General features: G+C 70.1%; 16 protein-coding genes. 8 read left to right on the top strand and 8 right to left on the bottom strand.

Features of this window, described 5'->3' with window-relative positions; all coding sequences use genetic code 11:
• Positions 1-38: 38 nt before the first annotated feature.
• Positions 39-467 carry an EamA family transporter gene (locus EFA46_RS07250; RefSeq protein ID WP_123077151.1) on the bottom strand — a complete coding sequence of 143 codons (429 nt, stop codon included), beginning with the start codon at positions 465-467 and terminating at the stop codon, positions 39-41.
• Between the two features lie 86 nt (positions 468-553).
• On the opposite strand from EFA46_RS07250, the gene EFA46_RS07245 reads away from it, so the two are divergent.
• The gene (locus tag EFA46_RS07245) at positions 554-970 is read left to right on the top strand and encodes a DUF123 domain-containing protein (RefSeq protein WP_123077153.1); all 417 of its coding nucleotides are present in this window, start codon (positions 554-556) and stop codon (positions 968-970) included.
• A gap of 13 nt (positions 971-983) precedes the next feature.
• Here the strand turns inward: EFA46_RS07245 and EFA46_RS07240 are convergent, their stop codons facing one another.
• Positions 984-1,640: an ATPase domain-containing protein gene (locus EFA46_RS07240; RefSeq protein WP_123077155.1), complete on the bottom strand. Its 657-nt coding sequence runs from the start codon at positions 1,638-1,640 to the stop codon at positions 984-986.
• 100 nt (positions 1,641-1,740) lie between these two features.
• On the bottom strand, positions 1,741-3,417 hold the full coding sequence (locus EFA46_RS07235) for a TrkA family potassium uptake protein (protein WP_123077157.1): 1,677 nt from the start codon (positions 3,415-3,417) through the stop codon (positions 1,741-1,743).
• A gap of 99 nt (positions 3,418-3,516) precedes the next feature.
• Between EFA46_RS07235 and EFA46_RS07230 the strand changes: the two genes are divergently transcribed.
• The 3 genes from EFA46_RS07230 to EFA46_RS07220 all read left to right on the top strand — a co-directional run bounded on the left by EFA46_RS07230 (position 3,517) and on the right by EFA46_RS07220 (position 4,477).
• The gene (locus EFA46_RS07230; RefSeq protein ID WP_123077159.1) at positions 3,517-3,750 is read left to right on the top strand and encodes a heavy-metal-associated domain-containing protein; all 234 of its coding nucleotides are present in this window, start codon (positions 3,517-3,519) and stop codon (positions 3,748-3,750) included.
• Positions 3,751-3,837: 87 nt separating this feature from the next.
• Positions 3,838-4,134, top strand: coding sequence for a PadR family transcriptional regulator (locus EFA46_RS07225; RefSeq protein WP_123077161.1), 297 nt, complete (start codon positions 3,838-3,840; stop codon positions 4,132-4,134).
• 79 nt (positions 4,135-4,213) lie between these two features.
• The gene (locus EFA46_RS07220) at positions 4,214-4,477 is read left to right on the top strand and encodes a helix-turn-helix domain-containing protein (protein ID WP_123077163.1); all 264 of its coding nucleotides are present in this window, start codon (positions 4,214-4,216) and stop codon (positions 4,475-4,477) included.
• Positions 4,478-4,544: 67 nt separating this feature from the next.
• Here EFA46_RS07220 and EFA46_RS07215 read toward each other — a convergent pair whose 3' ends face one another.
• A complete protein-coding gene (locus tag EFA46_RS07215) occupies positions 4,545-4,913 on the bottom strand; it encodes a helix-turn-helix domain-containing protein (protein ID WP_123077165.1) in 369 nt (122 codons plus the stop codon).
• 208 nt (positions 4,914-5,121) lie between these two features.
• Between EFA46_RS07215 and EFA46_RS07210 the strand changes: the two genes are divergently transcribed.
• The 3 genes from EFA46_RS07210 (at position 5,122) to EFA46_RS07200 (ending at position 7,631) form a co-directional block, all read left to right on the top strand.
• Entirely contained in the window at positions 5,122-5,760 is a 639-nt protein-coding gene (locus tag EFA46_RS07210) for a uracil-DNA glycosylase family protein (protein WP_123077167.1), read from the top strand.
• A gap of 218 nt (positions 5,761-5,978) precedes the next feature.
• Entirely contained in the window at positions 5,979-6,932 is a 954-nt protein-coding gene (locus tag EFA46_RS07205; RefSeq protein ID WP_255494038.1) for a mechanosensitive ion channel family protein, read from the top strand.
• Between the two features lie 36 nt (positions 6,933-6,968).
• Complete coding sequence (locus EFA46_RS07200) at positions 6,969-7,631, top strand: O-methyltransferase (RefSeq protein WP_123077169.1); 663 nt, start codon at positions 6,969-6,971, stop codon at positions 7,629-7,631.
• Between the two features lie 30 nt (positions 7,632-7,661).
• Here the strand turns inward: EFA46_RS07200 and EFA46_RS07195 are convergent, their stop codons facing one another.
• The 4 genes from EFA46_RS07195 to EFA46_RS07180 form a co-directional block, all read right to left on the bottom strand.
• A complete protein-coding gene (locus EFA46_RS07195) occupies positions 7,662-8,411 on the bottom strand; it encodes a PGF-CTERM sorting domain-containing protein (protein ID WP_158604269.1) in 750 nt (249 codons plus the stop codon).
• 115 nt (positions 8,412-8,526) lie between these two features.
• Entirely contained in the window at positions 8,527-8,757 is a 231-nt protein-coding gene (locus EFA46_RS07190; protein ID WP_123077171.1) for a hypothetical protein, read from the bottom strand.
• A gap of 37 nt (positions 8,758-8,794) precedes the next feature.
• On the bottom strand, positions 8,795-9,871 hold the full coding sequence (locus tag EFA46_RS07185) for a Xaa-Pro peptidase family protein (protein WP_123077173.1): 1,077 nt from the start codon (positions 9,869-9,871) through the stop codon (positions 8,795-8,797).
• A gap of 58 nt (positions 9,872-9,929) precedes the next feature.
• Positions 9,930-10,769 (bottom strand): hypothetical protein, encoded by an 840-nt coding sequence (locus EFA46_RS07180; protein WP_123077175.1) that lies wholly within the window; start codon positions 10,767-10,769, stop codon positions 9,930-9,932.
• Between the two features lie 135 nt (positions 10,770-10,904).
• Between EFA46_RS07180 and EFA46_RS07175 the strand changes: the two genes are divergently transcribed.
• Complete coding sequence (locus EFA46_RS07175; protein WP_123077177.1) at positions 10,905-12,398, top strand: extracellular solute-binding protein; 1,494 nt, start codon at positions 10,905-10,907, stop codon at positions 12,396-12,398.
• Positions 12,399-12,422 lie beyond the last annotated feature (24 nt).

The raw sequence follows: 12,422 nt of genomic DNA, 5'->3' as shown, positions 1-12,422 counted from the left end.
CCGTCGTTCTGAGCGTCAGCGAAGAACGACGGGCGGCGTCACGCGCGCGGGCCGGCGGTGAGGTAGACGGCGGCGATGGCGAACGCGATGCCGGCGACTTTGCGGAGCGTGAGGTCGTCGCCCAGCCAGAGCACGCTGACGAGCGAGCTCGTGACGAGGAACATCCCGAAGACGGGAACGACCACGCTCACCGGCCCCCGGGAGAGCGCCTCGTAGTAGGCGAGGATGCCGACTGCGAGGCAGACGCCGGCGGCGAGGACGTAGAGCATCCGGGGGTGGGTGGCGTACTCGAGGACGGGGATGCCGGAGTAGAGGACGACGCCGACGGAGGCGACGACGAGGACGGTGTTCGCGACGAGCGCGGCGACGGTGGCGGGGATGCCGCCGGGCGCGGTTGCGACCTTCATCAGCGGCGCGACGAAGGTGTAGCCGGCGAGCGCGACGAACGCCCACTTCACGTAGTTCACAGTGGGGGAGTGGGGCGTCGACGAGAAACGCGTGTCGGAGTCGGCTTCCGAACGACCCATGAGGGTGCCACACGTCGCGTCGAGTGATGCCCGACGGCACGTACACGCTCCTACTCGAACTGCCGGCGGCGGCCACGGTCACGTTCGGCGCGGCGGGCGACTACGACCTCGACGCGGGCTGGTACGCCTACACGGGGTCGGCGTTCGGGCCCGGCGGGCTCTCCCGCGTGGCGCGCCATCGGCGGGTCGCGCGCGGCGAGCACGACGTCCGACACTGGCACGTCGACTACCTCACCGGCCACCCGGACACCGACCTCGACGCCGTCTACGTGAGCGAGGGCGAGGACCGCGAGTGCGCGGTCGCACGGGCACTGAACGAGGCGGGCGACGCGCTCGCGGGGCTCGGGGCGTCCGATTGCGACTGCGAGAGTCACCTCGCGTACGCTCCGGCGCGGGCGACGCTCGCGGCGGTCGCGCGTTCGGAACACGAGACGCGGCGCTGAGCGCCGGCGCGCCTCACTCGTCGAGCGCGACCCAGTCGGTGGGTGCGTCGGTGACGCCGCGCACGCGGGCTTCGCGGCCGTCGTCGCCGAGGCGGATCTCGATCATGCCGTCGAAGAGCTGACTGATGGTGTTGACCTCCTGCTGGTCGTGGCTATCGGGGTCGATGGCGAAGAGGCCGAGCCAGTCGCGCGACTGGATCTGGCTCGTGAAGACGTGGAGGAAGCGGAAGAGGCGCTGGAGGTCGACGTACATGAGGAGCGGGGAGAGGGAGTCGAAGCCGACGCGGAGGCGCTCGATGTCCGCGGCCTCGGCGTCGCGGGCGATTTCGGAGAACTCGATCCCGATGCCGGTGAGGTCGCCGGGCGAGGAGACCTCGTGGACGCGCGCGCCGTCGACTTCCGCGCCGCTGCGCGAGCTGACGCAGTCGATGATGCGGAAGTAGCCGAGGTCGCCGTCGAGGACGTCGCGGTAGGACTGGGTGACGTCCTCGGCGGGGTTGCGCGAGGTGACCACGACGGAGCCTTCCCCCTCGCTCGTACCGCGTGCGAGCAACTGGAGCAGGAGCTGTCGTTTCCCCGACATCGCCGGACCGCTAACGAGGAGGTTCGTGCCCGGATCGACCTCCGTCAGTAGCTCCGGCGGGAGGACGTCGTCAATCTTGTATGGCATTGCTGGATGAACCGACATCTCCTCTCGGTGCCGTCCTTGGTTCGTCTATGCCCAGCCAACTTAAGTATGTGCGGGATGGCTCCGTCCTCACCCCGACCGGTCACGGCGCGCTCGCTCCCGACCGAGCGTCGGCGTCTGCGGGCGTCGTCTCGTTCCCGACGAACTCGTTGAACGTGGCGACGGATTCGTCGTCGCCGGCGACGACGAGCGTGTCGTCGCGGCGGAACTCGAAGTCCGGGTCGAGGTCGGCGCGCACGGCCCCGTCGCGTTCGACGGCGATGACGGTACAGCCGGTGCGGCGGCGGACGTCCGCGCCGGCGAGCGTGCGCCCGGCGAGGCGGGGCGCGGCGGTGCGGACGATCGTGACGCCGGTGTCGAGGCTCATGACGTTCTCGCCGAGGATGGTGTCGGCGAGCATCCGGCCGCTGACGGTGGCGAGCGCGAGGACGTAGTCGGCGCCGGCGGCGTAGAGCTTCGAGGCGGAGTCGGCTTCGTCGACGCGCGCGACCACGTCGAGTTCCTCGACCTCCTCGCGCGCGACGAGCGTGCTGAAGACGGTGGTGGTGTCGTCGCCGAGCGCGAGCACGAGCGCGGTGGCGTCGGCGACGCCGGCCTCGGAGAGCACGCTCGGGTCGGAGACGTCGCCGACGACGTCGACGCCCTGTTTGTCCTCGATGTCGACGACGGTGTTCTCGACGCCCTGACCGTCGAGGACGGCTCTGACGGTGGAGCCGACTTCGCCGTGGCCGGCGACGACGACGGGGCCGCGGGTGTGGACGCGGTGCTCGGCGAGCGTGAGCTCCTTCAGCTCGCGGAGGGCGTCCTCGGGGCCGGCGACGAGCAGGATGGTGTTGCGGTGGATGACGCGGTCGGGGTCGGGACTGCCCGCGAACTCGCCCTCGAACCACGCGCCGATGACGTGGACGCCGGTTCGTTCGCGGATGGCGCTCTCGGCGAGCGTGACGCCGTCGAGGTCGGAGTCGGCCTGAATCGGCATCTCGGCGACGACGAAGTCCTCGCCGATGTCGACGGTCCCGCCGAGGTCGGTGCTCACCGCCGAGGTGACCTTGTCGGCGAGGCTGTGCCCGAGGATGTCGTTCGGGCTGAGCACCTCGTCGGCGCCCGCGTACTCGAGGTAGGTGGCGACGTCGCGGTCCTCGGCGAAGCTGACGATGCGGACGTCGTCGTCGACGGCGCGGACGGAGAGCGCCATCATCGCGTTGCGCTCGTCGGAGTCGTCGAGGACGACGCTCCGGGCGCTCGCGACGTTCGCGGCCTCGAAGCCGTCGGCGGTCTCGGGGTCGCCGACGACGACGCTGCGGCCGTCGGTGTAGAGGTCCCGCGCTGTCTCTCGGTCGTCGAGGAGGACGACGTAGGGGACGCCGGCGGCGTCGAGTTCGTCGACGAGCGTCTCGCCGCGCGCGGAGAAGCCCGCGACGACGACGTGGTCGGCGGCGTCGGCGCTCGTCGGCGGGTTCACTTCGAGGCGGCGTTCGACCCACGGCGCGACGAAGAGCGGGAGGGTGAGGACGAGGAGGACGAGGCCGGTGAGCTGCATCACGATGACGAGCACGTGCATCGGTGCGGTCGCCCACGGCGCGTCCTCGCCGTAGCCGGTGGAGGTGAACGACTGCACGGTGACTTCGAGGGCGTGGATGAAGGTGACGGGCCGTCCTTCGAGGTGCGCCATCCCCCACTGGTAGGCGAGGGAGTAGGAGACGGCGACGACGACGAGCAGCGCGAAGTAACCGGCCGCGCGGCGCCGCTGCGTGTTCATCTACCGAGTCGTGCCCGGGGAGCGGCATAAACCCCGGCGAATCGCGACGCCGCCGCCGACGCCACAACGCCCTAAGGGCCGCCACCCGAAGACCGGCGTATGGTGACGACACGACTTCGCGTCAGTGGTATGGGCTGTGAGGGCTGCGCCGACATCGTCTCGAACGCGCTCTCGGAGGTGCCGGGTGCCGGCGACGTGGACGTCGACCGCGAGGCGGGGACGGCCGTCGTCGAGGGCGACACGGACGCGGACGAACTGCTGGGGAAGGTCGAGCGCGCCGGCTACGAGGCCGAAGTCGTCGAGCGCGAGCCGATGGGCGAGACGGAGGAGTGAGGCGGCGGCGACGGCACCGAGTCGTGTAACCTCGCTTTCCTTTAGGTGGATGGTTTATCCGTGGAATGTGTATATATCACCCCTGGAATGAACGAAATAACGGGATTTCAGCGCGACGTCCTCTACGTCGTCGCGGGTCTCGGCGACCCGAAGGGGATGCGCGTCCAGGACGAGCTCGAGGAGTACTACGGCTCGTCGGTCCTCCCCGCCCGCGTCTACCAGAACCTCGACGACCTCCACGAGGCAGGACTCATCGAGAAGGGCGAGCGCGACTCGCGGACGAACTACTATCGGCTCACCGACGCGGGCCGCGAGCGAATCGAGCGCCGGCGCGCGTGGGAGCAGGGGTACGTCGACGACGCCGTCACGCCGGCCGACGACTGAGGCCGGTTACCTGTACGTAACCCCGTCACGCGGCCGTTACCGAGGTACTATAGTGCTGGCGCCCCTCCGTTTTGGTACGATGAACGAAGAGACGGTCCAGGACCTCCCGCCGAGTGCGAAGCTCGTCCTCAAGGTACTCGAGTACAACGGTGGCCTGACCCAGAAGGAGATCGTCGAGAAGTCCCGTCTCTCCCAGCGGACCGTCCGCGACGCCCTCGAGCGGCTTCAGGAGAACGATATCGTCGAGAAGGACATCTACATCCCGGACGCCCGTCAGAACCTCTACCAGCTCGACGTCGAGACGGACGCCGAAGCCGAGCAGAGCGCGGCGCTCCTCGACTAACGGCGGCGCAGAATCGGGTTTCTCGCGAACGTGCGTCGCAGTCAGGACGCCGAGCGACGCGCTCGCGTCACGCCGGCGTCGAGCCGTCTTCGGCCGGTTCGAGGTGCTCGTCGCCCCACTCCGCGAGCGCCCGCACGACCGTCTCGAGCGACTCGCCCGTCTCGGTGAGCGAGTAGCGGACCCGAACGGGTTTCTCCTCGATGACCTCGCGGTCGAGGAGGCCCTTCTCCTCGAGGTCGTCGAGGCTCTCGGAGAGCACCTTGCTCGAGATGCCGTCGACCTGCTCCTGGAGTTCGTTGAAGCCGGCGGACCCGTTGTTGAGGAGGCGGTGGATGATGACGGGGTGCCACTTCTTCCCGATGAGCGTCGCCGTCGCGGTGATCGAGCACCACTCGTTTCCGGGACAGCGCGTCGGGAGGCTGTCGGTTTCGGACACACCCCTAGTGGGGCGCGCACCGTCAAAAAGGATTACGTCTAGAAAGGGGGTTACGTCACGGTAGTCGGGTGACGCGACGCTACCGCACGCGCCGCCGCGACGTGAACGCGGTGTGGCGGACGCATCGCGTCGACGGCGAGGCGGTTCGCGCCCGCCGACGATTTGGGGAAGCACACGACTCTTATCCGCGAATCCCCTTCGCGTTCGTATGGAGAACGTGACCGACCGAACGTGCAACCCGTTCGGCATGCAGCCGGCGGGCGACGCGCACGTCTACGGCTACGGGGACGCGAACGCGGACTTCCACGTGGTCGGCGACCACCCCGGCGCGCACGGCGGCGCGGAGACCGGCGTCCCCTTCACCGGCACCGAGGCGGGCGTCCGCCTCCAGCACGCGCTCGCCGCCGTCGGCCTCGTCACCGACCCCGGCGAGGAGCCCGCCGTGGACAACTGCTTCCTCTCCTACCGGCACATGCGCGTCCTCGACGCGGAGCGCGAGCCGACGGACGCGGAGTACGCGGACCTCGAGATGTTCTTCGACGCCGAGCTCCGCGCGATCACCGCGCACGTCCTCCTCCCGGTCGGACGCGACGCCACCGAGCACGTCCTCGAGCAGTACACGGCGCGCCGCGAGAAGGTCGACACCACCGACATGGCCGCCCGCCACGGCGAGGAGGTCTACGGGAGCGGCTTCCTCGTCGTCCCCGTCCGCGACCCGCGCGAGTGGGACGACGGCGACGGCCGCGCGCTCGCGGAGTCGCTCGCCGAACTCATGGAGCGCGACTACCGGCGCGAGTCCGACCTCGGGCGCTTCCTCACCGGCCCCGACCCCTACTGGGTCCGATAGCCGTAGCCAACTTAAACACAGGAATATTCATGCAGAGGTCGTAACTGGGCGAGGAGCGTACTCGCAGACGCCTGCTCGACAGGCACCGTGCCTCTGCCGGGGAGCGTTCGCCCCACCGCTCCCCGACTACTGCCGCCGGCCGACCACGCCCCGTCGGCCGGCCATCACTAGCCCCCGACCGGTCGGTTTTTTGTGCCGTCGCGACGCAGTCGACGCCAGTGAACCGTGGGTACGTCGCTATCGCGCTCGCCGCCGGCTTCGCGCTCCTCGGCGGCGTCGTCCTCCAGGCCGGCGGCTGGCTCGCGACGACGACGTTCTACGGCTACGCGGTGAGCGAACTCGCCGGGAAGGCGCTCGTCACGGCCGCCGTCGTCGCCGGCTTCTACGGCGCGTACGCGCTCGCTCGCGACTTCCTCGTCCACCGGACCACGGACAAGGTCGCGCGACACAAGGCCGTCTCCGTCCTCCAGTTGCTCTTCATCACGCTCGGGACGCTCGCGGTCCTCGGCGTCGCCACCGACCGCTGGGTGCCCGCGCTCGTCTCCCTCGGCGTCGTCGGCTTCGCCATCACGTTCGCGCTCCAGCAGCCGCTGCTCTCGCTGTTCGGCTGGGTCTACATCATGGTGAAGGAGCCCTATCAGGTGGGCGACCGGGTCGCCATCGACGGCTCGAAGGGCGACATCATCGACGTCGACTTCCTCGTGACGACGCTCTGGGAGGTGAACGGCGAGCTCGTCTCCTCGAACCAGCCCTCGGGCCGACACGTCACCGTCCCGAACAGCGTCGTGCTCTCGGCGCAGATTACGAACTTCTCGCACGACGACTTCCCGTACGTCTGGAACGAGGTCGAGGTGCAGGTCGCCTACGAGACGGACCTGGAGTTCGCGAGCGCGCAGATGCGCGCGGCCGGCGAGGAGTTCCTCGGCGACGAGATGGAGCGCGCCGTCTCCCGCTACCGCGACCTGCTCGCGGAGACGCCGGTCGAGCTCGAGGTGAGCGAGCGCCCGAGCGTGAACGTCCAGCCGGAGAACACGTTCGTGACGCTCCGCCTTCGGTACCTCGTCTCGCCCAAGCGCGGCCAGCGGACGAAGAACGAGCTCTACGAGCGCATCATCGCGCGCTTCAACGACCACCCGGACCGCGTCGCGTTCCCCCTCGGCCGCAACCGCTAAGCCTAGAGCTAACTCGCTGCGCGCGCACGCCCCGGTATGGCGGACGTACTCACGGACGACGTCGCGGCGCTCATCGCCGCCGCGAACCCCGAGCCCGAGTCGCTCCTCGAAGAGATGGCCGCGCACGCTCGCGAGCGCGGGTTCCCGTACGTCGGGCCGGCGGTCGGCCAGCTCCTCCGCACGCTCGCGGCGACGAACGGCGCGGAGCGCGTCTTCGAGTTCGGCTCCGGCTTCGGCTACTCGGCGGCGTGGTGGGCGGCCGCGCTCCCCGAGGACGGCGAGATAGTGCTCACGGACTTCGACGAGTCGAACCTCGAAGACGCGCGCGAGTTCCTCGAGGGGCGCTATCCGCCGGCGTTCCGCTACGAGGTCGGTGACGCCTTCGACAGCTACGGGCGCCACGAGGGGCCGTGGGACGCCGTGCTCGTCGACCACGACAAGGGCCGCTATCCCGAGGCGCTCGAGGTGGTTCGCGACGACCTGAACCCGGGCGCGGTCGTCGTCGCGGACAACGTGATGGAGGGCCCGGTGACGCCCGAGGAGGTGCGCGCCGCGCTCACCGGCGAGGCCGAGAGCCCCTCGGAGGCCGCCGCCGGCGTCGCGGCCTACCTCGAGGCGGTGCGCGACGACCCCGACTTCGAGACGGCGCTCGTCCCGCTGGGCGAGGGCATCGCGATCAGCACGTATCGACCGGAGTAACGGGTTACGAGAGGAGAGTCGGAGGGCTGTTTAGCGCGTGCGGGCGGCGACGAGTGCCGCACCGGCGAGCGCGACGATGGCGAGACCGGCACCGAAGCCGGGCGACCCGCCGGACGTCGTGGACGTCCCGGCCGCCGTCGTCGTGGACGTCGTGGTGTCCTCGGTCGTCATCGCGGTCGTGGACGTGGTCGTCGTGGTCGTGTCCTCAGTCGTGGACGTGGTCGTAGACGTCGTCGTCGTGGTCGTCTCGGAGGACGCCGCGATGCTCAGCGTCGCGGAGGACTCCCCGCCGCTGGACTGCGGGTTGATGTCGACGGAGACGTTGTAGTCGCCCGCCGCGCTCGGGTTCGTCGCGTTGTCGTAGACGACGACGACCTGATCGCTCTCGTTGAGGCTGTAGGAGCCGCCGAGGTTGAGCGTGAGCGTCCCGCCGTTGTTGCTGGCGGTGACGCCGTCGAGGTCGTCGGAGACGTTCACGTCGACCGTCGCGCCGCCGGCGTCGTTCCCGCGGTCGATGCCGATGGCCTCGACGTCGGCGGTCGTGACGTTGCTCACGTCGGTGCCGCCGTCGGTGTAGGTCACCGCGTAGCCGGTCCACGACGCGCTCGCGACGTCGCTACCGACCGTCTGCGTCACGGTGTGCGTCGCGGTGTCGCCGGGGGTTGCGGGGTCCGCGCCGAGCGTCGCGGTGCCGGCGGCGGCGCCGAGACCGGCGGTACCGGCGACGACAGTCAGTGCGAGGAGTGCAGCGAGGACGCTGCGCGAGAACGCTCTAGTCATGTGTCGTTTCGAGTGACGGGTGTGTAAAGTAAATGGCTTGGGGCCGGTGGAGAAAAACGTGCCAGACACTCACACCCGAGAGGCTGGTGTTCGCGGATCGACGGGCCGGACTGACTCAGGACTCAACGGCGGACTCGACGCCGCGCCATTCGGCGGCGAGCGAGCGGGCGTCCGCCTCCGTCGCGACCGTCCGGTGTCGGTAGGCCGACCCCTCGGGCGCCTGTCGGAGTCGGTCGTACGTCACCGCCCAGTCGCCCGTCGCCGTCTCGCGCACCCACACAACTGCGTGTCCGTCCTCGCGCTCCCAGCGCTCGCCGCTCTCGGCGGACTGCTCGTGCCACTCCATGCCGTGAGGGAGGCGGCCCGCGCGTATAGGGCCGTCGTCAGGGCTCGAACGCCACCGGGTGTGCGAGCTCGACATCGAAGTCGAACGCCGCCGCCGGCTCGCGCGCGACGTCGCCCGCGGTCAGGCACTCGAAGCCGTCCTCGGTGACGAGCCACGTGTCCTCCGTCTTCGTCCCCTGGACGGTCGGGTTCCACGCGTACGCCATCGGGAGGTGGACGGGCCGCTCGAGGTCGGGCGTCGCGATCCACTCGCGGCCCGCGAACCCGGCCGCGCCGCCCTGGTGGTGTCGGCGCCACTCGCCGTCGTAGCCCGCCGCCGCGTAGGCGTCCTGCACGTGCGCGAAGACGTCGCCCGCCGTCCCGCCGTCGCGTCCGACCTGCCGGGTCGCCGCGAGCGCCGTGGAGGCGACGCGCGCCGCCGCCGTCTGGCGCTCGTCGTACCACGCCGGCGCGTCGAAGCGCACCGCGCGCGTCAGGCTCGCCCAGAGGCCGTCGCGCTCTGCCGTCACCGAGAGCAACGCGTACCCGCCGAGCTCGGCGTCTCGGGGCGTGTAGTGGCGGTACTTCGGGGCGCGCTCCTCGCTCCCGACGAGGACGACGGGCGCGCGGGCGTCGCGCTCCGCGAGTTCGCTCGTGAGCGCCGCCGCCGCCTCCGACTCGGTCGTTCGCGCGTCGACGGTACGGCAGACCGCCTCGACGGCCTCGGCGGCGTCCGCCCCGAGTTCGCGATACGCCTCGACGTCGGCGTCCGTGAGCGGCTGGCGCAGCTCCGTCGCGTCGACGGACGCGAAGCCCGGGACGTCGAAGTCGGCGGCCGCCGGCGTCGGACTCCGCTCGGCGAGCGCGTCCGCGAGGCCGTCCGCGAACCACGGGAACGACTCGACGACGGCCTCCTCGGGCAGTTCCTCGTCCGCGAGGCGCTCGGCCTCGATGTCGTCCGTGACGACGCGCAGTCGCTCGCCGTCGTAGCCCGCCGCCGCGACGCCGACGTCGCCCGCGTAGTCCACGACGTTGTCGCCGCCGGTCAGCCACGCGAACCCGTTCGGCCGGGCGAACCAGACGGCCTCGTTGTCGGTGCGGTCCAAGTAGGCGTCGAGTCGCTCGCGTCGTCGCATGGCGTGCTCTGTCACGCCGACGCTCTTGAATGTGCGGCTTCGACGCCGCGAACATCCGTCACTCGGCGAAGACGGCCGCACCGCACGTCTGACACGCGAGGAGGCGGTCGGGGCCGTCGGGACCGTAGCCGCCACAGCAGCCCTCGGTCTCCCACGCGAGGTCGCCGTCGCAGCTCGGACACCGCTCGAGGAACGCGCGGAGTGCGCTCGCGGCGGGGAGCGCGCTCTCGCGGGGGACGCCGTACGCCGCGAGCACCTCGACGGCGGCGACGTCGGCGACGGCGACGGCGGGCGCGAGCCACGACTCGTCCGGCGTCCCGGCGCCGACGACCACCCACTCGTCGCCGGACTCGTCGATCTGGCGCTCGACGGCCGCGTCCGGTCGCATTTCGCCGACGGCGGCGACGACGTCGCCCGCGCGGACGTCGCGCATGCGCTCGCGCCACGCGGTTCGGAAGGCCCCGTCGAGTTCGACGTCCGCGTCGCTTCCGACGAGCACACCCGCGTCGCGGAGCGCGTCGAAGACGGCGTCCCCGTCGGTGGAGTCTGGGTCGGTCGCGGCGGCTTCGGGGTCCGCGCCCGACTCGTCGCCGCGCTCGTCCGGTCCACGGTCCGCGCCGTCGGTCGGGGAGCGCGTCGGCGTCCGTTCAGGATGGCCGAACGAGAACGGGAGCCGTTTGGCGAGTCGCGGGGCGAACCGGGGGGTGCCGGGGACGACGTATCCCCGGTAGGCGATGGCGAGGCCACCGAGGACGGCGGCGAGGACCGCGAGCGGCGTCCAGACGAGCGCGAGCGCGAGCGCGACGGCGGCCACGATAGCGCCGTTGAGGGCCGCGCAGGGCCAGCAGCGGTTGGCGCCCACGTACTCCTCGCGGACGAGGCGGTCTCGGAGTGACATGGGGGTCGGTTGGCTACACGCCGGTTTCAGGGTTGCGCCGACTCCGTCGCGGCACGCCCGGTCGACGACCATGTACTACAACAGTAGTTGTACCTGTCCTAAATTATAAATAGTGTCCATCACTGAGGAACGAGTATGGCATCGAACACGCCAGGCAAGGACGACTTCTCGCGTCGGACGTTCGTCAAGACCGTCGGAGCGACCGGCATCGCGGCCGGTCTCGCCGGCTGTGGTGGGAACGGCGGCGGTGACGGCAGTACGACCAGCGGGACCACGACGTCGGGCGGCGGAAGCGGTGGCACGACGACCATCCAGTTCGCGGCCGACTCCCGCGCGGCCGACAACGAGGACGCCATCAACGAGGCGCTCCACAACGCCGGCCTCTCGCAGGACATCGAGGTGTCCATCCTCGCCGGCTCGCAGGTCACCGACAACCGCCAACAGCAGTACACCCAGTGGCTCTCCGCGAACCGCTCGCAGCCCACGCTGCTGATGATGGACTCCGGGTGGACGATTCCGTTCATCGTTCGCGGGCAGCTCCAGAAGCTCGACGACGTCCTCCCCTCGGATCTCCTCAGCCACGTCAAGGACGACTACTACCAAGCGAGCGTCGCGACCGCACAGGCCCCCCAGACCGACGAGCTCTACGGCGTCCCGCTCTTCCCGGACTTCCCGACGATGCAGTACCGCAAGGACCTCGTCGAGGACGCCGGCTACAACCCCGAGAGCGAGAACTGGGCCACCGAGTCGATGAAGTGGGACGAGTTCTCCCACGTCATCTCGGACACGATGGACAACTCGAACGTCGACATGGGGTACAACTTCCAGGCCTCCGTCTACGAGGGCCTCTCCTGCTGTGACTTCAACGAGTGGCTCACCTCGTGGGGCGGCGCCTACTTCGGCGACCACGACAACCTCTTCGGCCCCATCGGCGACCGACCCATCACCGTCGAGGAGGAGCCGGTCGTCAACTCCCTCAAGATGGTGCGCTCGTTCCTCGACGACGACTTCGACCCCGGCCTCGAGGGCGACTACGCGGGCAAGATCTCGCCCGACTCCTGTCTCCAGTGGGTCGAGGACGACTCGCTCGCGCCGTTCCAGAACGGCAACGCCGTCGCGCTGCGCAACTGGCCGTACTCCATCAACATCTGCGGCGCCGACGACGTCTTCGGCGAGGACCTCGGCGTCATGCCGATCCCCTACGCGAAGGAGCCCTCGGAGACGAAGTACGACGGCACCGGTGGCCCGGTCTCCGCGCTCGGCGGCTGGCACGTCACCATGAACCCGAACGCCCCGGAGGCGAACAAGGACGCCGCCGTCGAGGTCATTCAGGCGATGGCGACCGAGAGCTTCGCGCTCGACATGTTCGGCATCATCGGCTGGATCCCGCCGGTCCCCGAGCACCTCACCACGGACCGCGCGAAGAGCGTCGACGTCATCGGCCGCTACACGGAGCAGCTGAAGGTCGCCGGCGAGAACGCCGTGCCGCGCCCCGTCACGGCCGTCTGGCCGCAGGAGTCCACGAAGGTCTCCCAGGAGGCCAACGCCGCGCTCAGCGGCGAAAAGAGCGCCGAAAACGCGATGTCCTCGCTGAAGCAGTCCCTCGAGGCCATCGAGAGCAGCGTCTAAACGCGCTCACCCTCATTCTTTAGC

It is taken from the genome of Halarchaeum sp. CBA1220 (assembly GCF_003721175.2).
GTDB classification, from domain to species: domain Archaea; phylum Halobacteriota; class Halobacteria; order Halobacteriales; family Halobacteriaceae; genus Halarchaeum; species Halarchaeum grantii.
Note: the sequence above shows the minus strand (reverse complement) of the source record. Positions and strands in the feature narration are given on the sequence as shown.